The sequence below is a fragment of the Nonomuraea sp. NPDC048892 genome (assembly GCF_040649735.1).
Classification (GTDB): Bacteria; Actinomycetota; Actinomycetes; order Streptosporangiales; family Streptosporangiaceae; genus Nonomuraea; species Nonomuraea maheshkhaliensis.
In genome coordinates, this window is the sequence record NZ_JBEZFZ010000004.1 from 525,552 (window position 1) to 546,310 (window position 20,759).

Below are 20,759 nucleotides of genomic sequence, written 5' to 3' on the forward strand. Positions count from 1 at the left end.
CTGTAACGGCCCTGCGACGGCCCTGCGACGGTGCCGCCGGTCAGGGTGCGGGGTCGGGCGCTGCCGGGGGCCCCTCGACGACCATCCGCAGGCAGTCGTGGAACAGGTCGTCCACGGTGCGGCCGGGCTGGAAGTAGTCGGTCACACCCGCCATGACGGTCGGGAACATCTCCCGGTACGCGGCCAGGTCGACCTCCTCCCCGCTGCCCGGCTCCGGCCGGGGCCACTGCTCCTCCAGGACGAACCCGATGGTGAAGCGCTCCACCGTCAGGACGATCAGGCGTGCCTGCCGCAGCGCGAAGCCGCGTTCGACCAGCGTTTTCATCGCCAGCTCCGAGATCGCCGCCATCTTGAGCGAGAGCTGGGCCGCCGAGACGATCCTGGCGCCGTCGGGATGGGCCAGCAGCGCACGGCGCAGCCGGGCGGCCAGGCCGCTCAGCCAGTCCTGCCAGCGTTCCTCCGGCTCCGGCGGCGTCAGCTCGGGGAACTGCTGCCCGAGTATCTCCTCGGCGATCGCGGTGACGAGGGCCGCCTTGTTCGGGAAGTGCCAGTAGAGGGTCGGTGACTTCACCCCGAGCCGGGTGGCCAGTTTGCGGGTGGTCACGCCGTCGAGACCTTCCGCGTCCAGCAGTGCTATCGCTTCGGTGACGATCCGCTGTCTGTCCAAGGCCAAAGTAGGCACCTCCCAGCGCACTCTATCAGTGCTAGGGTCCTCCCTATCAGTGATAGAGAGGAGCGGACATGAAGGCAGCGGTACTCCACGAGATCGGCGGCGTGCCACGGTTCGAGGACTTCCCCGACCCCGTGGCCGGCGCGGACGAGGTGATCGTCGAGGTCAAGGCGGCCGCGATCGAGAACGTCGACAAGGCGTTCGCGGCCGGGACCCACTACGCCGGCGGGGGATACCTCGCCCGGCTCCCGCTCATCCCCGTCTTCGACGGCATCGGGACGCTGCCGGACGGCACCCTCGTCGGCTTCGGCGGCCCGCGCGCACCCTACGGCGCGCTCGCCGAGCGGACCGTGGTGGCGCGCGGCGCGTACGTCCCCGTCCCCGAGGGGATCGAGCCGGTGGTCGCGGCCGTGCTGGGCTCGGCCGTCACCGGCATGTCCATGGCGACCGCGGCGGGCCTCGTGCCGGGGGAGACGGTGCTGGTGCAGGGCGCCACGGGAGTGGCCGGGCGGCTCGCGGTCCAGCTCGCCCGGCTGCTCGGCGCCGGCCGGATCGTCGCCACCGGCCGCGACGAGGGGCAACTGCGCGAGGTGCGGGACCTCGGCGCCGACACGGTGATCAACACGGCCGTCCCCGACGACGCGCTGGTGCGGGCGTTCGTCGAGGCCAGGGGCGACGGCTACGACGTCGTCGTGGACTTCCTCTGGGGCAGGCCCACCGAGATCCTGCTGCGCGCGCTGACGCCCGACTCCTTCGCCTTCCCGAAGACGACCCGGGTGGTGCAGGTCGGCGAATCGGCCGGGGCGGGGCTGACCCTCTCCGCCGAGAGCCTGCGCACCTCGGGGGTCGAGATCTACGGCGCGGCCAGAAACCTCACCCCCGACAGCATGGGCGAGGCGTACGGGCGGATCGTGGACTGGGCCCGCTCCGGCGAGCTCACCTTCGAGATCGAGCGGGTCCCGCTGAGCGCGGTCGAGTCCGCCTGGCGGCGCACCGACCTGCGCGGCCGGCGCCTCGTCGTCGTGCCGTGACCGCTGCGGCCGGCGCCTCGCCGTGCCGTGACCGCGGTGCTCAGGGAGTGCGCCGCAGCCCTCTGAAGACGAGGTCGATCAGGTGGCGGGGGTTGTAGCGCGGGTCGCCGCCGTGGTCCACGCACAGGTCGCCGACGCCGCGCATCAGCTCGTACGCGCGCGTGCCCGGCTCGATCTCGCCCGCCTCCACCCCGGCGTCGAGCAGGTGGGCGGCGACCGGCTCCAGGCGGTCGAGGAAGTAGGCGTGCAGCGTCGAGAAACCGCTGCTGTCGGACTGCATCGCCTTGGCCAGCCCGTGCTTCGTGACCAGGAAGTCCACGAAGAGGTCGATCCACCGGCGCAGCGCCTCGTACGGGGAGCCGGTCTCCGCCAGCAGCGCCGGGCCGGCCTCCGCGCAGGCCTCGACCTGGTGACGGTAGACGGCGACGATGAGGTCGGCCCGGGACGGGAAGTGGCGGTAGATCGTCCCCACCCCGACGCCCGCCTTGGCCGCGATCTCCCTGATCGGCGCGTCGACGCCCGAGGCGACGAACACCTCGGCGGCGGCGGCCAGCAGCGTCTGCTGGTTGCGCCGCGCGTCGGCCCGCTTGTTCCTGACCGGCGCCGCGCCGGGCCGCTCGGCTCCGAACCGCTCGGAGCCGGGCTGCGCGGGGGTGGGCTGGCCTGTGGTGGGCACCGTGCTCTCCTTCGCCGACGAAGCGGAACGGGCTCCGGCGATCAATCGATCGATCGGAACGACGCTCCACTTAGTTTAGGCGAAACCGGACACCGATCAGAGAACCGGCGCCAGGAGAGGCGGGCGATCAGGAAAGGCGGCGTCAGGAGAGGCGGTGGGCGCCGGCGGACGGGATGGCGGGCAGGAAGCGCGGCGCCTGGAACCCGCGCTCCGCGTACGCGTCCGACACCGACCGCTGGACGTTCTCCAGCCGCTCGTCCGGCACCAGCGCGATGGCCGAGCCACCGAACCCGCCGCCCGTCATCCGCGCCCCCCGCGCCCCGCCCCGGATCGCGGCCTCCACCGCCAGGTCGAGCTCGGGCGACGACACCTCGTACTGGTCCCTGAGCGACAGGTGGGAGGCGTTGAGCAGGGCGCCGATCTCGGTGACCTGGCCGGCCCGCAGCAGTCCGATCAGCGCCTCGACGCGGTGGTTCTCCGTCACGACGTGCATCGTGCGCTTGCGCTCGTCGCCCTTCAGCTGGTCGAGGGCGCCGGCCAGGTCGGTGACATCGCGCAGGGCGGGGACGCCGAGCTTGCGGGCCGCGGACTCGCACTCGGCGCGGCGCTTGGCGTATTCGCCGCCCGCGTGCTCGTGGTGCACCTGCGTGTCGATGATGAGGATGCTCAGCCCGTGCGCGGCCAGGTCGAGCGGGATGTTGCGGGAGCCGAGCGAGCGGCAGTCGAGGAACAGCGCGTGCCCCTCCTTGCCCAGCGCCGAGGCGGCCTGGTCCATGATGCCGCAGGGCATGCCGACGAAGTCGTTCTCCGCCTTCTGGCTGAGCAGGGCCAGCTCCATGGGCGTCAGGCCCAGCTCGTGCACGTCGTTGAGCGCGGAGGCGACGGCCACCTCAAGGGCGGCGCTGGAGCTCAGCCCCGCGCCGCTCGGGACGTCGCCGTCGATCGCGATGTCGGCGCCCTCGACCCGGTCGCCGAGCATCGCGAGGACGCCGACGACGTAGCGGGTCCAGCCCTTGGACTCCTCGCGGGTGGCCAGGGTGACCGGCTCGCCGGGGGCCTGGAGGGAGAGCAGGCGGATGGTGCCGTCGGTGCGCGGGGTCAGGGCCGCCGTCACGCCCCACGGCACCGCGAACGGGAGCACGAAGCCGTCGTTGTAGTCGGTGTGCTCGCCGATGAGGTTGACCCGTCCCGGTGCACGCCAGACGGTCTGGGGGGACGCGCCGTACGCGGCACGGAAAGCTTCAACAACGCTCATAATCGAACACTCCTCAACAAAGGCCCGACCGTAGACTAGCGCCATGGAGGAGCTGCTGGACCCAGGGCTCGGTCAGGTCCGCGTGTTCCTGCGGCACGACGACAACAAACCGCGCAAACTCAAGTACAACCTCGGGCACAAGCGGCTGCTCACGTTCGGCGGCGCCTACTCCAACCACATCAGGGCCGTGGCCGAGGCGGGGGCGCGCCACGGCATCGAGACGATCGGGGTCATCAGGGGCGAGGAGCATCTGCCGCTCAACCCCTCACTGGCCCGCGCCGCGGCCTGCGGCATGACGCTCACCTACCTCGACCGGGCCACCTACCGGCGCAAGCACGCCGAGGAGGTGCAGGCGGGACTGCGGGCGCGGTGGGGCGAGGACGTGGTGATCCTGCCGGAGGGCGGGAGCAACGCGGCGGCCGTACGCGGATGCGCCGAGCTGCCTGGCGAGATCGACGGCGACTACGACGTCATCTGCTGCCCCGTCGGCACCGGCGGCACCCTGGCGGGTATCTCGGCGGGCCTCGACGGGGGGCGGCGGGCGCTCGGGTTCGCGGTGCTGAAGGGCGGCGCCTTCCTGCGGGAGGAGGTGGCCAGGTTGCAGCGGGAGGCCTTCGGCCGTACGTGGCCGAACTGGTCGATCGAGCTCGGCTACCACTTCGGCGGGTACGCGAGATCGACGCCGGCCCTGGACGCGTTCGCCGAGCGGCATCGGGTCGAGCGGATCTACGTGGCGAAGATGCTCTACGGCATCGTCGACCTCGCCCGGCGGGGCGTCCTCGCGCCGGGCACACGCGTCGTCGCCGTGGTCACCGGTCAGCCCTCGACCCCGGTGGAGGCGTGCGGCGCCCCGACCGGCTTCGACTCCGGTGAGCCCCGCTGACGCAGATAGATCGACAGCACCACCATCGACAGCACGGCCAGCAGCTCCGACTGCCAGTTCTGCAGGCTGCGGTTCCAGAACTCCGGCGAGGTCACGTACGAGCCCCAGGTGACCGGATCGCGCAGGTCACTGAGCCGCTCCGCGTTGTACGCCGCCTGCCCCGCCACCGACTGCGCCAGCCACGACAGCAGGAAGACGGCGCCCATCACCATCCCGAGCGAGTTGCTGAGCAGCCACAGCCGCATCCCCTTGACCTTGGCCCAGCGCGGCGATCCCGGCCCGGCGTGCGGCCCGATCCGCTGCTCCTCGTCCGACTCCGGCCCCTCCTCGCCGAGCTCCTTGGACTCGGGCGAGCCCTTCTGCACCAGCCAGACGGTGAGCATGATGAACAGGAAGAACTGCAGGTATTCGGACTGCCAGTTCTCCGCCACGTCCACCGCGAACGACGAGGAGGTCACGAACCGCAGCAGCGAGACCGGCTCGGCGCCCTCGGCCAGCTGCTGGTCGTTGAACTGCAGCAGTCCGGCCACGGCCTGCCCGCCCAGCGCCAGCAGGAACAGGACCAGGAACGTCAGCGACAGCGCGTTCTCCCTGACCCATCTCACAGCCTCGACCATCCGATCGCGAAGAAGCTCGCCAGCCCGAGCACGATCACCAGCAGGGTCAGCCCGAACATCACCCGCATCAGTCCTCCACCTCGCACTCGTACGGGAGGTCGCGCACCGGGCTGCAGCCCGCCGCGCTGATCCGCCAGCCGTCGGTGAAGCGGCGCAGGAAGAGCGTGTCGCCGCGCAGACGGACCTGAGCCTCGTCGCCCCACACGCTCACCGAGGTGACCCCGCCGCCGGGGCCGAGCCCCAGCTCCCTCAGCGCGTCGGCGCAGGTCTGACCGCGGGCGGGCAACCTGTCGGCGGTCTCGCGGGTGAGCATCGCGCACGCGGCCCGCTCCTGGTGGGCGGAGATCGCGGCGTGGAAGCGCTCGGCCGCTCGTGCGGGGGACGCGGTGTCCACGGCGCAGGCCGAGACCGGCACGAGGAGCAGCGTCAGCACCACGAGAGGCGTTCTCATGGGCCTCTGTTACCCACAGGAGCATCAGGCATGCTCGCCGCCGGGTCCTCGCAACAGGCTCAGTACATCGGCCCGAGCTGGTCGAGCACCGGCGACACCAGCGCGTTGAGCTCGCGGGCCAGCACCGTCACCGCCCGGTGCGCGCTCTGCTCGACCTCCTCGTGCGGCCCCTCGGGCTCGGGCGGCAGGTCGTCCAGCGGCACCGGCGCCTCGACGAGGAGGGAGGCGCGCAGGAACGGGATCCTGGCCAGGTCCTGCTGGGTCGGCTCGACGTACTGGCCGAAGGTCTCCTGCCAGCCCAGCCAGCCGCGGTCGCGCCACCACGTCCGCGAGCGCCGCAGCTCCTCCGGCAGCGGCGAGACGACCCTGACCCGCGCGTAGAGCGTGCCGTCCCAGGTGTTGCGGTGGCAGGTCGCCTCCAGGATGCGCCGGTCCCACCGCACGTAGCCGGGGTCGAGGAACGGCGGCGCGGCCAGCCGCCACGCCGTGCAGGCGAAACGCACCGGCGCGATGTCACCCCACTCGAACTCGTCCAGGTTCTTGCGGACGTGTACGGCATAGCGCCCGTCGCGGTCCCTGTCGAACTCCTGATCGATCCAGAACGCCTTGCCCATGAGCACTACGCTACGGCGCTCCCCGGGTTCTACGCGTGAGGACGGGAGATCTCGGAATGCCCTGTGACGCGCGTGACACATGTGTAGCTTTTTCACATTGTTGGATGACCTTGGAGTGAATGATGGCGTCGGAGCAGCTTGACGCGGCCATGAGCCACTGGAAAGCGGGAGACCTCGACCAGGCCGCCGTGCTGTTCAGGCAGATCGCGGCCACGGGTGACCCGGAGGCGTCCCATCTGCTGGCCGGGCTGCTGATGGAGCAGGGGGACCTGGAGGGCGCGGAGGCGGCGCACAGGTCGGTGATCCAGTCGGGCGACCCCGTGTTCGGGCAGCGTTCGGCCATCGCCATGGGCATGATGCTCGTGACGGCCAAGGAGTGGGCGGCGGCGCACCGGGTGCTGATGATCGCCTCCGACGGGGCGGATTTCGAGGTGGCCGCGCTCGCGGACACCGCCCTCGTGCTCGTGCTCACGCAGCTCGGCGACGAGCCGGGCGCGCAGGAGGCGCTGGAGCGGGCCCGCAGGTGTGACAGCCCTTCCGTGGCGGAGCTGGCCGCCCGGCTGGAGCTGCCGGACTTCGAGCAGGACCCGGCCTCGGCCAGGGACCTGTACGAGGTGGCCGAGACCGAGGACGACTACCGGGCGCTGCTGACCTGCGGCGACCCTGAGGTGGTGTCGCTGTCGGCGTTCAAGCTCTACCAGGCGTACGCCGACGAAGGGGAGTTCGGCGCGGCCCGCGAGGTGTGCGAGCACGCCATCGCCGTCGGCCATCCCGATCACCTGGCCATGGCCCACAGCCTGCTCGGCGCGGTGCTGGTGGATCTGGGCGAGTACGCCGAGTCCGCCGCCGCCTACCGGGTGGCCGCCGAGGACCCCAGGCCCGAGTTCCGGCTGCCCGCGCTGATCGAGCTGGCCAAGGCGACCGCGCAGCTCGGCGACGTGGCCGAGACCAAGGCGATCTTCCACCGGGTGATCGCCAGCGGCCAGCGCGAGTACGCCGTCCAGGCGCACGCCTGCCTGGCCCAGATGCACACCGAGGCGGGCGAGAGCGCCGAGGCACTGGCCGAGCTGCGCGCCGTGCTGGAGGCCGGCGAGAACGAGTGGACCTCGATCTGCGTCGCGCTGCTCGGCATGCTGCACGACGCTCATCAGGAGGTACGCGACGAGGTCGTGGAGCTGGCCGGGCTGGCCGCGGCCAGCGAGGACCCCGACACCTCCTTCAAGGCCGCGCTGCTGCTCGAGCACGCCGCCAGGCAGCAGCCGCTGGCCGACCCCGTCGCGGAGCAGGCGCTCCAGGACATCGACGACGGCCTGGCCCGGCTGCGCGAGGGAGACCTGGGCGAGGCCAGGCGGCTGTTGCGCGGAGCCGTCGACTCCGAGGCGCCCGCCGAGTCGTCGCGGGCCATGGTGGCGTTGGCCCAGCTGGAGCTGGGGGAGGGCGACCGGGAGCAGGCCGACGAGCTGCTGACGTACGTGGCCGAGGGCGACGACGTGGCCCAGGGGCTGCACGCGACGTTCCTGCTGCACCTGCTGCGCGAGTCGGGCGAGGAGCCGCACCCCGTGCTGGCCGCGATCTTCGCCCACCAGCGGCTCGGCAGGGAGGAGGGCCTGACCCGCTACGAGGCCGCCACCGAGCATCCCGACCTGTCGGTCTCCGCGATCGGCACCGCCGTGTTCGCGCAGATGCTGGCCGTGCTCGGGTACGACCTGTCGGAGACGGCGGCCATGTTCGCGCGGGCGGCGGACAGCGGGGACCCGCTGGCGCTGTCGTACACGGCGTTGATTCGCAAGGACCTGCCCACGGGTGCCGACCAGCCGGTCGAGTTGCTGCGCCGGGCCAGGGCGGAGGGGCATCCCGTGCTCGCGCCGTGGGTGGCGTACCAGCTCGGCGGGCTCGTCGAGGAGGACGACCCGGCCGAGGCGCGGGCCGCGTACGAGTCGGTGCTGGAGTGCGCGCACCAGGGGCTGCGTGTCGAGGCCGCCGCCGGGCTGGTCGGCGTGTACGAGAGGCAGGGCGACCTGCTGGCCGCCTGCCGCCTGCACGAGCGGCTGATCGCCGAGGGCAGGCAGGACCGCGCCGCGCTGCCGCTGGCGTTCACCCGGGTCAGGCTCGACGACGTCGAGGCCGCGCGGGCCGCGCTCGCCCTGACCTCCGACGAGGTCGGCGCGTTCGGCGCGCTGCTGCTCGACCAGGACTTCGAGGCCGCGCGGCGGGCGTTCCCGCAGGACGACGCCCCGGCCGCGATGGCGACGGCGCTGGCCATGGAGAGCGCGCACGCCTGGCAGCGCACGGGCGCGGCGGTCGCGGCCGACGGGGCGCTCGCGCTGGTCGCCGCGGTCGGCGAGCCGCGGGACGAACGGCAGCGGGCCGGCTGCTTCCTCGGCGCGCTGCGCGGCGAAGCGGGGGACCAGCGCGGCTCGGTGGCGGCGTTCTTGGGGGCTCTGGGCGAGGACGAGCGCCTGAACGACGTGGCATTGCGCTCGGCCGGTCAGGTCCTGCGGGAGCTGGGCGAGCACGCCGAGGCGGTGGAGACGCTGACCCGGCTGCGGGGAGCGGACGGCGACCCCGGCCTGACCCTGATGATCGGTGACTCGCTCGTGGCCTGCGGCCGGGCGGAGGAGGCGCGCGAGCTGCTGACCGAGACGTTCGGCGCGGACGCGACGCTGCACCTGGCCATCTTCCTGCGCGAGCACGGCGACCCTCAGGCGGCGCTGGCGGCGATGAAGGCCGCGCCGCCGCGCGTGAGCGGCGAGTCCCAGCGGCTGCTCGGCGGCCTGCTGGCCGAGACGGGAGACCTGGAAGGGGCGAAGGCGGCGTTCGAGCTGGGGGCGGCCGTCGATCCCGGGTCCGAGCCCGAGACGATGCTGGCCGCCGGCCGCTGCCTGATGGAGACGCCGGAGGCCGACGCCGCGCGCTTCGCGCTGGAGCGGGCCGCGGCGCAGGAGGAGGACCCGTTCCGCGCCGCCGTGGCCGCGTACCTGCTGGGCCGGGGTGACGAGGAGGACCTGCCCTGGGTGCTGGCGGCGGAGGGCGACAGGGAGGGCGCGCTGGCGGCGCTGACCGAGCGGACCGGGTCCGAGCTCGTGGCGAAGGTGCTGCTCGCGATCCAGGCCGGTGAGGTGGGAGACCTGCGCGGCCCGCTGTCCGAGCTGCCCGTGCAGGACCGGACGGAGGCCCTGCGCGAGCTGCTGGCGCACGCGCTGGAGTCGGACGCCGGCACGGCCGAGCCGATCTTCCGCCTGGTGGCCGAGCTGGGCGAGCCCGAGCTCGCGGCCATGGCCGGGATCCGGCTGAGCGAGATCCTGTCGGACGCCGGCGACCAGTGCCGGGCCGAGCTGTGGCTGCTGCCGGCGACCGAGGTCGAGGCGACGGCCGAGTCCGCCTGGCGCTACCTCGCCACCGTCCGCCGCCGTCGTGGCGACCTCGGCGGCGCGATCGAGGCCGCCCGCGCCGCCCTGCCCGCCACCGCCTCGCTCGTCGCCGAGCTGCTGGAGGAACGCGGCGCGTACGACGAGGCACGGTGGCTGCTGACCGAGGGCGCGGCGGCCGGCGACCTGGACTGCCACCAGAGACTGCTCGTCCACCTGCTCCAGCGGGAGGACTTCGACGCCCTCGTGGCCCAGGCCGAGCAGGCGGTCGGCACCGGCGACCCCGAGACCGTGGCGCTGGGCTACTGGACCTGGGCCGACGCCCGCAAGGCCATGGGCGACCTGCCGGACGCGGCCCTCCTGTACGTCAGGGGCGTCGAGACCGGATTCCCCGGCATCACGCCGCGCATCCGGGTGGACCTCGCGCTGACCCTGCGCCAGCTCGGCGATGCCGCCGGGGCCGACCGGGAGGTGCGCCTGGCCGTGGAGTCCGGCGACCAGGGCACCGCGGCGCGAGCCGGTGTCCTGCTGGGGGTCTGGCTGCACGAGGACGGCGACCACCTCGGCGCGGCACGGGCGTTCGCCGCCGTGGCCGTGAGCGGCGACGGCGACTTCACCCAGACCGCCATGAACAACCTCGACGCGCTCGCCTACCAGGCGTGCCGGCGCGGCGAGCACGCGCTGGCCGTCGAGGTGCTGTCGATGGCCGGCCCGACGGGCGAACAGGCCGGTGCGCAGCTCAGGGAGCAGGCCAGGGAGCTGGGCGACATGTGCGAGGACCCGGTGGCCGTGCGGGCGTACTACGAGCTGGCCGGTTCCGGACCCTTCACCGAGCTGCGGATCGCCGAGCGGCTGGAGGAGCTGGAGCAGACGGACCAGGCCCGCGCGATCTACGAGGGGCTGAAGGACCACGACGACGCCGACGTGCGGTTCGTGGCCGGCGGCAGGCTGCTGTCGCTGCTCGACGAGGAGGGCGACGCCGCGGCCTTCTACGACCTGGCCGAGCGGCAGGCGGGCGACGCCGACAGCCCCGGGCAGGGGGTGTTCGGCAGCCTGTTCGGCATGCTGCAAGGTCAGCAGGGTGACACCGAGGCGGCGCTGCGCACGCTGCGCGCGGCGGCGGAGAGCGGCGAGCCGACCGCGCTGAGCCTCTTCGCGCAGGCGCTCGTCGAGACCGGGGAGGTGGAGGAGGGCCGGCAGGTGTACCTGCGGGTGCTGGACGCCGGCGACGCCGACCTCGCCGCGCGGGCGATGGTCGCGCTCGGCCAGACCTACCACGACGAGGACGAGGAACAGGCGCGCGGGTGGTACCGCAGGGCCGTCGAGGAGGGCGAGGGGCACACCGGCGCGGTGGCCGCGATGTACCTGGGCGCGCTGGCCAAGCGGGCACGGGACTTCCCGGAGGCGCTGACCTGGTACCAGCGGGTCATCGACTCGGGCGACTCGGAGTCGGGGATGGCCGCGGCGCACCTGGGCGAGCTGTGCTACTGGCTGGGGGACCGCGACGGGGCACTGCGGTACTACGAGCTCACGCTGGGGCTGAGCCGGCAGGACGACCTGGTGGCCGAGGCCGCGTACCGGCTCGGCGAGATCCGGTACGAGCGCGGCGACCTCGACCTGGCCCGCCGGCTGCTGACCACGGCCGTCGACACCGGGGACGCCTCCTTCGCTCCTCAGGCCGAGGCGCTGCTGGGCAAACTTGCCGTTAATTAAATGACCAAATAGTCTCATCCAGTCAAACAAATGGGGTGAGACGGATGGCACGAGCGGGAAGACCGCCGCAGGATCCGGCGCGCCAGATCGAGCGGGCGCACCGGATCCTCGACGCGGTCGCCGAACTGGTCCTGCGCTGGGGCTACGACAAGACCACGATCGACGACATCGCGCAGCGGGCCGGGGTCGCCAAGGGCACCATCTACCTGCACTGGAAGACCCGCGACGACATCTTCGCCGCGCTGCTGCGGCGCGAGCGGGTCAGCCTTGTCGAGGCGGTCCGCGACCGGGAGCCGGCCACGCTGAGCGAGTTGTTCGGCGAGTTCTCCCGGGCGCTGCTGCGCCGGCCGCTGCTGCACGTGGTGCTGAGCGGTGACTCCGAGGTGCTCGGCAAGCTCACCCGGCAGAAGCGCGAGAACGCGGCGCGGCTGCGGATCGACGGTCCCTTCGAGGCGTACACGGCCCGGCTGATCGAGCTCGGCGCGGTGCGCGAGGAGCCCGGCCACCATGTGCGGGTGATCACCTCGATCGTCTACGGGTTCCTGTTCCTGCCCGGCGGACTGACCGCAGGGCCGCCAGGCGAGTTGTCTGACGGGCCGGCCGATGGGGGCCGGCCGTCCGACGACCGCGTCGCCGACCTGGTGGCCGACACCATCGAGCGGACCATGAGCACGGGCAAGCCACTGGACGCCGCCGCCGAGAAGGCCGTCGCGGACGCCACTCTCGCCTTCCTCGACGCCGCGGCCGAGCTGGCCGGCCGCAAGCTCGCGGCGTCCCTGGGCACCGAGCCCGTGAGCACAGGGAGGCGGGCGAAGTGAAGACCGTCATCCCCCTCGGCGACGCCGCCGCCGACCTCGCGACCGCGGGCGGCAAGGGTGCCTCCCTGGCCAGGCTGACCAGGGCCGGGCTGCCCGTGCCCGGCGGCTTCCACGTCACGACCGCCGCCTACCGGGCGTTCGTGGCCGGGTTCCAGGACGCGATCCTGCGCGCCGCCGTCACCGACCCCGGTTCCATCCCGGCGCTGTTCGCCGCCCACGAGGTGCCGGGCCCGATCGCCGACGAGATCCTGCGGGCGTACGAGGAGCTCGGCCAGGACGTCCCGGTGGCCGTGCGCTCGTCGGCCACCGCCGAGGACCTGCCGGACATGTCGTTCGCCGGCCAGCAGGACACCTACCTCAACATCCGCGGCGACGCCCTCCTCGACGCGGTCAGGCGCTGCTGGGCCTCCCTGTGGAACCCGCGCGCCATCGCCTACCGCGACACGAACGGCGTGCCGCACGACGACGTGGCCCTGGCCGTGGTGGTGCAGGAACTGGTCGACGCCGACGCGGCCGGCGTCATGTTCACCGCCGACCCCGTCACCGGCGCCCGCGACGACACGGTGATCAACGCCTCGTGGGGGCTGGGCGAGGCGGTCGTCGGCGGCCAGGTCACGCCCGACACGATCGTGGTGTCCGGCGGCGCGGTCACCTCCTCGCGGGTCGGCGACAAACAGGTCATGACCGTACGGACCGAGTCGGGTACCGAGGAACGGCCGGTCCCCGCCGGCCTGCGCGGCGCTGCCGTGCTCGACGACGCCGAGGCCGTGCGGCTGGCCGCGCTCGGCGCACGCATCCAGGACCTGTACGGCACCCCCATGGACGTGGAATGGGTCCGGCGCGACGGCGCGTTCGCCATCGTCCAGGCCCGCCCGATCACCGGCATCAAGCCGCAGTTCGAGGAGTGGAACGACAGCCTCAAGGGCGACTACCTGTGGACCGGCGGCAACCTGGGCGAGGCCATCCCCGACGTGATGACGCCGATCACCTGGTCGTACGTGCGGCTGTTCATCCACGAGGCCATGTCGGCCGCCTCGATCCCCGGCTTCGACCTGGTGGGCAACATCGGCGGCCGCTTCTACATGAACCTGAGCGTCGTCCACTCCATCGCGGGCGCGCTGGGCATGAGCGGCCGGCTCTCCGCCGTCGAGCAGGTCTTCGGCAAGCTGCCGCCCGGCCTGGAGGTGCCGCGCGTGCCGGCGTCCCGCTGGGAGATCGTCAAACGCGTCCTGCCCATGGCCGTACGCCTGCGACTCCGGGTGCGGCGCAACCTCAAGGGCATGCGCGCGTTCCTCGACACCTCGCAGCAGCGCTGGCAGGAGCTGCGCGAGCGCGTGGCCCGCACCACGTCCGGCGCCGAGCTGGCCGAGCTGTGGGAACGGGAGATCAGGCCGCACCTGATCACCGCCTGCCGCATGCTGGAGGCGGCCGGCCGCCAGGGCGGCGCCACCCTCGTCTACACCCGCGACCGGCTCTACCGGATGATGGGCGAGGCGGACGCCGAGGCCATGCTCACCGGCGTCAACGCCGAGGGCGAGCTGGCCAGCATGGGCCCGGTCATCGGCCTGTCCAGGCTGGCGCGCGGCGAGATCACCAGGGACGAGTTCGCCCGCGCGTACGGGCATCGCGGACCCCACGAGTTCGAGGTCTCCGTGCCGCGGCCCGGCGAGGACCCCGGCTGGATCGACGCCCAGCTCGCGGGCCTGCGCGACCTCGGGGCCGACACCCAGGCCCTGCTCGCCCGGCAGCGGGAGGCGCGCGAGGCGGCCTGGGCGCGCTTCGCCCGGCGTCATCCGGGCAAGGAGGCCCGGATGCGGGCCAGGGTGCGGCGCTGGAACGCCGTCGTACGCGATCGGGAGAGCACCCGGTCGGAGACGATACGGGCGTTCTGGGTGCTGCGGGCCTTCACCGTCCGGGCCGGCGAGCTGACCGGGGCCGGCGACGATGTGTTCCACCTCTACCTGGAGGAGCTGCTCGATCTGCTGCGCGGCGACCGGTCCGCGCTGGAGCGGGTGCCGTCGCGGCGGGTCACCCACGAGCGCTACGCCTCCCTGCCGCCCTACCCCGTGCTGATCGTCGGCCACTTCGACCCCGTGCGCTGGGCGGCCGACCCGGGACGCCGGGCCGACGTCTACGACGCGCGCGGCCCGGGGGCGCCGGTGAGCGACACCGTGACCGGCTTCCCCGGCGCGCCGGGCGTGGTCGAGGGCGTCGCCAGGGTGCTCTCGGGACCCGAGGACGGCGACCGGCTCAAACCGGGCGAGATCCTGGTCACGACGCTGACGAACGTGGGCTGGACCCCGATGTTCCCGCGCGCCGCCGCCGTCGTCACCGACATGGGCGCTCCGCTGTCGCACGCCTCGATCGTGGCCCGCGAGCTCGGCATCCCCGCCGTGGTCGGCACCGGCAACGCCACCATGCGGCTGCGCGACGGCGACCGGATCAGGGTGGACGGGGAACGCGGCACGGTCGAGTTGCTGGCGTGAAAAGTTCCCGCCAAGTCGCTCGCGCGGGCCGGGTGGCGTGTGATCCCGTCGAGGACCATGATCGAACAGTGGATGCTCGAAGACGAGCGCGAACTCGAAGCGCGTTGTGCCCGGTTCAGGAACGCCCAGCAGGCGCTGGAGCACAAGGACCGGGAGGAGGCGGTTGAGCGGCCCGGCGAGATGGGGCCCGCGGCGTGACTGGGCCGACCTGCCCGCCCCGCTGGTAGCGGAGGCCGAGCGCCGGCTGGGCGCCGTACGGGGGTTCGAGCCGCGGCGGGGCGGCTTCTCGTACGGCGTCCTCGGCGTGCTCACCCTCGACGGCGGGCGGCGCGTGTTCGTCAAGCCGACGCCGGCGGACGCGGACCACGCGGGCGACTACCGGTCGGAGGCGGTGATCAGCGCCGCCCTGCCCGCCGAGGTGCCGACGCCGCGGCTGCTGTTCTCCTGCGAACGGGACGGCTGGGTGCTGCTCTGCTCGGAGGAGGCGCCGGGCCGGGTGCCGCACGAGCCCTGGCGGCCCGCGGAGCTCGCGGCGGCGCTCGACCTGCTCACCGCCTGCGCGGCCCCGCTCACCCCCGCACCCGTGGACGGCCTGCCGACGGTGGCCGAGCGAATGGCGGGCCGCTGCGAACTCTGGCACGCCCTCGCCACGAACGGCGGGGCGGCAGGCGACGGAGACCGGGCTCGGGCCGGGGCTCCGGGGATCGGCGCCGCTCCGGAGATGGGTGCTTGGGAGCGTGCGCACCTGGACCGGCTGGCGGCGGTCGAGCGCACCTGGACGTCGCTGGTCACCGGCGACACGCTGCTCCACTTCGACCCGCGCTTCGACAACATCGTCATCGACGCGCACGGCACGGCCCGCTATGTGGACTGGGGCCGCGCCTGCGTCGGACCGGCCTGGACGGACCTGGTCTGCCTGCTGCTGGAGTCCGACCTCGGCACCCCCGATCCGGAGGAGATCTTCACCGCGCCCGCTCGGCCGGGCCGCCGACCCCGAGCGGGTGGACGCGCTGCTGGTGGCGCTGGCCGGCTACTGGACCCGTACGGCCGCCCTCCCGGGCCCCGCGCACGCCCCGCACCTCCAGCAGCGACGCGAACACTCCCGGCGAGCCACACTGAGCTGGCTCCGCATCCGCTGGGCGGCGGGCGAAGGAGGGCGAGACCGGGGGCGCGGCGCGGGCTCAGGAGGGTGAGACGGTGGTGTGGCGTGGCGGGATGAGGTTGTGCCCGCCCTGGCTCAGCGCGTTGACGAACAGGCGCTCGCCGCCGGGGAGCCCGGCCAGCCTGAGGATCAGGTCGCGGGCCACGATGCGCCAGCGGTGTGAGGGGGCCATCCACTGTATGAACCGCCGGCCGAACCGTTGCACCTCCGAGATGACCGGCGTCATCCGCTCCTGGTAACGGGCCAGCGCGTCGGCCGGATCCACCTCGGCAGACGTCAGCTCGTCGGCCAGGACCCACGCCGCCGCCATGGCCATGGACGCCCCGTGCCCGGCGAACAGCGACACCGCCTGGCACGAGTCGCCCAGAAGCACGATCCGGCCCCGGTGCCAGCGTTCCATCACCACCTGCGTCACCAGGTCGTGGTAGAGATCGGGCGGCTCGGGGCAGCGCGCCAGCACGTCCGGCAGGATCCAGCCGAGGTGGCCGAAGTGGCGGCGCAGCGCGGCGGCGGGGTCGGCGGGCAGTTCGGGCTCGGGCTCGCGGCGTAGGAACAGCAGCGCGAGCCGGTCGTCGCCGAGCGCGTACGCGCCCGCCATGAGACCCGGCTCGGTGAGCATCTGGTAGCGGACGCCCACCCGGCGGCTCAGCTCCGCGTCCGTCAGGACGCAGGCCGCCACCTGATGCCCGAGATAGCGCGGGGCCACGTCGCCGAACGCCAGCTCGCGCACCCGCGAACGCGCGCCGTCCGCGCCCACCAGCAGGTCCACCTCGCGCGATGTGCCGTCGGTCAGCCGCACCGATACCCGGCGGCCGTCCTGCTCGGCGGCCTCGACGCTGGTCCCGTACGTGACGGGCGCGCGCACGTCGTCGGCGATGATCCGGGCCAGGTCGCCACGGAGCAGGCTGAGCACTCCCTCCAGCCCGGCCCCGAGCTTGAGCCGGCTGCTGGGCCGCCCGGAACGGTCGACGTAACGGACTTCGTCGACCGGGTGGCGCGCCTCCGTCAGCCGCTCCCTCAGCCCCATGCGCCCGGCCACCTCAAGACCGGGGCCGTAGAAGTCGATCAGGTAGCCGCCCTCGCGGAACGCCCCCGCCCGCTCGACCAGCTCCACCTCCCAGCCGGAGCGTTCGAGATGCCAGGCCAGCGTCAGCCCGGCGATGCCGGCGCCGCAGATCAGAGCCTTCACGCTTCCGTCCTCCTCGTGCTGGTACGGGGACCGCTCGCCGGGTCGGGAGCGGTCTGTCCTGCGGTGAACATGGCGCGCAGCGGCCCGGTCAGCGCGGCCGGGTCGAGGCCGGGGTCGAGCGCGCGGTGCAGCATGATCCCGTCGAGCGAGGCCGCCAGCAGCGCGGCCGCGGCCTCCGCGTCGCCCCGGTAGCCGCGTGCGGTCAGCCAGGACGCCACGACCGCGCGGAAGCCGCCGATCTGCACCCCGAGCCGCTCGCGAAGCTCCGGCAGCCGGGTCGAGGCGAGGAACATCTCCAGGATCAGCAGCGAGGCCGGGTCGGCGCCGCTGTACCGCGACAGCTCGCCGAGCAGCCAGTCGATCCCCTCGCCGATGTCCGGTCGTGCGGCCAGCTCGGCGGCGAGGCCGTCGAGCAGGCCGGCGGCGAAGCCGAGCCCGGCCGCGACGAGCAGGTCGGTGACGGAGGCGAAGTGGTAGTGGACCACGCCGGGCGCCACCCCCGCCCGCTCGGCGACCATCCTGGTCGTGACGCCGCCCCAGCCGACCTCGGGGACGAGGGCGACGGCGGCGTCGAGCAACCGCTGCCGGGTGGTTCTGCCGCGTTCGGCGGAGTGGGTCGCCATGGTCTCCTCTTTGGACGGATGGCTTGGGCGATCGACTTGGGCAACTGTCCAAACATTACCCCATGGCGGACCGGCGCTGCGTAAATCGGTTGCCGTTCGGGGAGACGGTCTGATGTGCTTTCCGGCGGCCGAACGCCCACTGCCGCGACCGTGGCGATCACTGTCGTGGCCGAACGACCCGGAGGAGCCCCGATGCGCCAGGCGTCCATGTCCCACACGAAAGAAGGAGTCGGCCGATCAGAGGACATGACGTTCGTTGCGTATGCTCAACTTGGGAATCTTGGCGCATGTAGACGCCGGTAAGACCAGCCTGACCGAGCGGCTGCTGCACGCCGCCGGGGTCATCGACGAGGTCGGCAGCGTCGATGACGGCAACACTCAGACCGACACCCTTGCTCTGGAACGCAGGCGCGGCATCACCATCAAGTCGGCGGTCGTGTCCTTCGCCGTCGGCGACACCACGGTCAACCTGATCGACACGCCGGGCCATCCCGACTTCATCGCCGAGGTGGAGCGGGTGCTGAGCGTGCTGGACGGCGCCGTCCTGGTGGTGTCCGCCGTGGAGGGCGTGCAGGCGCAGACCCGCGTGCTCATGCGCACGCTGCGCCGCCTCGGCATCCCCACGCTCGTCTTCGTCAACAAGATCGACCGCCGTGGCGCCCGTTACGACGGCGTCCTGCGCGAGCTCGCCGCCAAGCTGTCCCCTTCCGTCGTCGCCATGGGCGCGGTCTCCGGCCTCGGTACGGGTTCCGCCGCGTTCACGCCGTTCGACGGCCAGGCCGCGTTCGCCGAGGACCTGGTGAACGTGCTCGCCGCGCAGGAGGACGCGCTGCTGGCGGCGTACGTGGACGACGAGAGCTCGATCTCCACCGCCCGCCTGCGCGCCGAACTCGCCGACCAGACCGGCCGGACGCTGGTCCACCCGGTGTTCTTCGGCTCGGCCGTCATGGGGGCAGGCGTGGAGGCGCTGATGGCGGGCGTCAGGGAGCTGCTGCCACCCGCCCAGGACGACCCGAACGATCCTGTCTCGGGCACCGTTTTCAAGATCGAACGGGGTCCCGCAGGGGAGAAGGTCGCCTACGCCCGCATCTTCGGCGGCACCCTGCACACCCGCGACCGGCTCCACTTCGACGACCGACGTGAGGGCAGGGTCACTGCGATCAGCGTCTTCGACGGCGGCACGTCCGTGCGCTGCCAGGACGTGCCCGCCGGCCGGATCGCCCGCCTCTGGGGCCTGACCGACGTCCGTATCGGCGACCGGCTGACCCGCCCGGAGGACCAGGACGCGGACGCGGGCCCCAGCGCCAGGCGAGCCTCCGCAGGGCACTTCGCGCCGCCCACGCTGGAGACCGTCGTGTCGCCCGGTCGCGCCGCCGACCGGGCCGCGCTGCACCTCGCGCTGAGCCGGCTCGCCGAGCAGGACCCGCTGATCGGCCTGCGCCAGGACGACCTGCGCCAGGAGGTGTCGGTCTCGCTCTACGGCGAGGTGCAGAAGGAGGTCATCCAGGCCACGCTCCTGGACGACTTCGGCCTGGAGGTCACCTTCCGCGAGACCACCACCATCTGCGTCGAACGGCCCGCCGGCACGGGCGCGGCCTTGGAGGTGCTCGGCAAGGACCCCAACCCGTTCGTCGCGACCGTCGGCCTGCGCGTCGAGCCGGGCGGGGCGGGTGACCCGACGGGCGGGGGAGTGGAGTTCCGGCTGGAGGTGGAGCTGGGGTCGCTGCCGTACGCGTTCATGAGCGCGATCGAGGAGACGGTGCACGAGACCCTCCACCAGGGCCTGCACGGCTGGGAGGTGCTGGACTGCGTGGTCACGCTGACCCACGCGGGATACTCGCCTCCGTCGAGCGTCGCGGCCGACTTCCGCAACCTCGTCCCGCTGGTGCTGATGGACGCGCTGAGGCGGGCAGGCAGCACGGTGTACGAGCCGATGCACCGCTTCCGCCTGGAACTGCCGCCCGACACGCTGGGCCCGATGCTGCCCGTGCTGGCCCGGCTCGGCGCGACCCCGCGCACCCAGCGCTCCTCCCTGGTGGAGGGGCTGATCCCGGCGGCAAGGGTGCACGAGCTGGAGCGGCGGCTGCCGGGGCTGACCAGGGGCGAGGCCGTGCTGGAGTCGGATTTCGACCGGTACGAGCCCGTGCGCGGCCCGATCCCGCGCCGCCCGCGCTCCGACCACAACCCGCTCGACCGGAAGGAGTACCTGCTGCACGTGGCACGCCGGGTCTGACGCGCCCAGGCCCGTCCCCCAGAGCCCCCGTGCCGCCCGCACCCCATGGGCGGCTCGGGGGCGGCGGACGGTCAGACCTGCCGCAGGTCGGGATCGGTGGCCACCACGACGACGGCGAGGTACCCGTCTCCGTCCTGCACGACATGAGCCAGCATGTCGTCCTTGAAGACGGGATCGTTGCCGTTGAAGGTGTCGCGCGCCTGGTCGTGCCCAAGGTAAGGAGCCTGAGTCAGCACCCGCCGGTTGAGGCTCTCGTCGAACATGAGCTCCGTGCACAGAGCACGCCGATCGTCCACGACCACCATCGCGTGGATGTGCACGGTACGTCCCGGGTACCAGCCCGGCCAGATGGTGGTGAAGCGGACGACCCCGCCCGCGTCGGCGATCTGCACCCCGCGCAGGTACCGCTTGCGGTCCGTGGGCCGCAGGTCGGCGAACTTCGTGTCCGGATTGATCTTCGCCTTGCCGTCCTTGCCCCTGTCTTTGAGCGCGTCGAGCGACTCGGACTCGGCGCCCGAGTAGAGCCCGGCGGCGTCGCAGTGCCAGATCTCCACCACGGCTCTGGGCAGCGGCCGGCAGGAGGAGCCGTCCTGGACCTTGATCGCCAGCCGCAGCCGGACGCCCTCCCGGTCCTCACGCAGGTCGCTGCGGATCGCGCCGGTCTCGAAGTAGTAGGGGCCCTGCATCGTGCTGGGCGCCAGCCGGCACGTCCTGGCCTTGGCGAACAACGCGTCCGCCTTGGCGTGGGTGTCGGGGTCGAAGACGGTGGCCGGGTCGTCCGTCAGGGTGACGCCGAAGCTGGGATCGCCGGCGGTGAGCAGGCCGCCGAGGCCGATGGTGCCGATTCCGGTGATGAGCCGTCGCCGGCTGACCCGCCGGTCTTCGCGTTCGTGTACCACGGAAGTTCCTTGGAGATCAGGAGCTACTCCTCGGAACCTCTCATGCGCCGGTGGACTTTCCGCGCAGGCGC

Annotated in this window: 17 protein-coding genes; 8 read left to right on the plus strand and 9 right to left on the minus strand. The window is 72.9% G+C overall.

The window, feature by feature from the left end; all coding sequences use genetic code 11:
• Positions 1 to 40: 40 nt before the first annotated feature.
• A complete protein-coding gene (locus tag AB0C28_RS16170) occupies positions 41 to 673 on the minus strand; it encodes a TetR/AcrR family transcriptional regulator C-terminal domain-containing protein (protein ID WP_358075049.1) in 633 nt (210 codons plus the stop codon).
• Between the two features lie 68 nt (positions 674 to 741).
• Here AB0C28_RS16170 and AB0C28_RS16175 point away from each other — a divergent pair, with 68 nt between their 5' ends.
• Positions 742 to 1,701, plus strand: a complete 960-nt coding sequence (locus tag AB0C28_RS16175) for a zinc-binding alcohol dehydrogenase family protein (protein ID WP_358075051.1) — start codon at positions 742 to 744, stop codon at positions 1,699 to 1,701.
• Positions 1,702 to 1,741: 40 nt separating this feature from the next.
• Here AB0C28_RS16175 and AB0C28_RS16180 read toward each other — a convergent pair whose 3' ends face one another.
• Both AB0C28_RS16180 and galK read right to left on the minus strand, forming a co-directional pair.
• Positions 1,742 to 2,377, minus strand: a complete 636-nt coding sequence (locus AB0C28_RS16180; RefSeq protein WP_357836804.1) for a TetR/AcrR family transcriptional regulator — start codon at positions 2,375 to 2,377, stop codon at positions 1,742 to 1,744.
• A 142-nt stretch (positions 2,378 to 2,519) separates the two neighbouring features.
• Complete coding sequence (gene galK, locus AB0C28_RS16185; RefSeq protein WP_358075054.1) at positions 2,520 to 3,632, minus strand: galactokinase; 1,113 nt, start codon at positions 3,630 to 3,632, stop codon at positions 2,520 to 2,522.
• A gap of 43 nt (positions 3,633 to 3,675) precedes the next feature.
• On the opposite strand from galK, the gene AB0C28_RS16190 reads away from it, so the two are divergent.
• Entirely contained in the window at positions 3,676 to 4,515 is an 840-nt protein-coding gene (locus tag AB0C28_RS16190; RefSeq protein ID WP_357836798.1) for a pyridoxal-phosphate dependent enzyme, read from the plus strand.
• On the opposite strand, the gene AB0C28_RS16195 is transcribed toward AB0C28_RS16190, so the two are convergent.
• From AB0C28_RS16195 to AB0C28_RS16205, 3 genes are all read right to left on the minus strand, one after another.
• Entirely contained in the window at positions 4,449 to 5,120 is a 672-nt protein-coding gene (locus AB0C28_RS16195) for a DUF6766 family protein (protein ID WP_357836796.1), read from the minus strand. The genes AB0C28_RS16190 and AB0C28_RS16195 overlap by 67 nt on opposite strands.
• 79 nt (positions 5,121 to 5,199) lie before the next feature.
• The gene (locus AB0C28_RS16200; protein WP_358075057.1) at positions 5,200 to 5,583 is read right to left on the minus strand and encodes a hypothetical protein; all 384 of its coding nucleotides are present in this window, start codon (positions 5,581 to 5,583) and stop codon (positions 5,200 to 5,202) included.
• Between the two features lie 59 nt (positions 5,584 to 5,642).
• Positions 5,643 to 6,197: a hypothetical protein gene (locus AB0C28_RS16205; protein ID WP_357836790.1), complete on the minus strand. Its 555-nt coding sequence runs from the start codon at positions 6,195 to 6,197 to the stop codon at positions 5,643 to 5,645.
• A gap of 149 nt (positions 6,198 to 6,346) precedes the next feature.
• On the opposite strand from AB0C28_RS16205, the gene AB0C28_RS16210 reads away from it, so the two are divergent.
• The 5 genes from AB0C28_RS16210 to AB0C28_RS16230 are packed head-to-tail and all read left to right on the plus strand — an operon-like array spanning position 6,347 to position 15,801.
• Entirely contained in the window at positions 6,347 to 11,278 is a 4,932-nt protein-coding gene (locus tag AB0C28_RS16210) for a tetratricopeptide repeat protein (RefSeq protein WP_358075060.1), read from the plus strand.
• 44 nt (positions 11,279 to 11,322) lie between these two features.
• On the plus strand, positions 11,323 to 12,096 hold the full coding sequence (locus AB0C28_RS16215; protein WP_358075063.1) for a TetR/AcrR family transcriptional regulator: 774 nt from the start codon (positions 11,323 to 11,325) through the stop codon (positions 12,094 to 12,096).
• Complete coding sequence (locus AB0C28_RS16220) at positions 12,093 to 14,582, plus strand: PEP/pyruvate-binding domain-containing protein (protein WP_358075065.1); 2,490 nt, start codon at positions 12,093 to 12,095, stop codon at positions 14,580 to 14,582. The genes AB0C28_RS16215 and AB0C28_RS16220 overlap by 4 nt, the downstream gene beginning before the upstream one ends.
• Before the next feature lie 57 nt (positions 14,583 to 14,639).
• A complete protein-coding gene (locus AB0C28_RS16225) occupies positions 14,640 to 14,780 on the plus strand; it encodes a hypothetical protein (RefSeq protein WP_346103869.1) in 141 nt (46 codons plus the stop codon).
• On the plus strand, positions 14,746 to 15,801 hold the full coding sequence (locus AB0C28_RS16230; protein ID WP_358075068.1) for a phosphotransferase: 1,056 nt from the start codon (positions 14,746 to 14,748) through the stop codon (positions 15,799 to 15,801). Before AB0C28_RS16225 ends, AB0C28_RS16230 begins: the two co-directional genes overlap by 35 nt.
• Here the strand turns inward: AB0C28_RS16230 and AB0C28_RS16235 are convergent.
• The gene (locus tag AB0C28_RS16235) at positions 15,764 to 16,933 is read right to left on the minus strand and encodes an FAD-dependent oxidoreductase (RefSeq protein WP_358075071.1); all 1,170 of its coding nucleotides are present in this window, start codon (positions 16,931 to 16,933) and stop codon (positions 15,764 to 15,766) included. The two genes, AB0C28_RS16230 and AB0C28_RS16235, sit on opposite strands and share 38 nt — an antisense overlap.
• Positions 16,930 to 17,556: a TetR/AcrR family transcriptional regulator gene (locus AB0C28_RS16240; RefSeq protein ID WP_357836769.1), complete on the minus strand. Its 627-nt coding sequence runs from the start codon at positions 17,554 to 17,556 to the stop codon at positions 16,930 to 16,932. Before AB0C28_RS16240 ends, AB0C28_RS16235 begins: the two co-directional genes overlap by 4 nt.
• A 262-nt stretch (positions 17,557 to 17,818) precedes the next feature.
• Between AB0C28_RS16240 and AB0C28_RS16245 the strand changes: the two genes are divergently transcribed.
• Complete coding sequence (locus tag AB0C28_RS16245; RefSeq protein ID WP_358075074.1) at positions 17,819 to 19,789, plus strand: translation factor GTPase family protein; 1,971 nt, start codon at positions 17,819 to 17,821, stop codon at positions 19,787 to 19,789.
• A 71-nt stretch (positions 19,790 to 19,860) separates the two neighbouring features.
• Here AB0C28_RS16245 and AB0C28_RS16250 read toward each other — a convergent pair whose 3' ends face one another.
• Positions 19,861 to 20,688: a hypothetical protein gene (locus AB0C28_RS16250; protein ID WP_357836763.1), complete on the minus strand. Its 828-nt coding sequence runs from the start codon at positions 20,686 to 20,688 to the stop codon at positions 19,861 to 19,863.
• Positions 20,689 to 20,759: the final 71 nt, after the last annotated feature.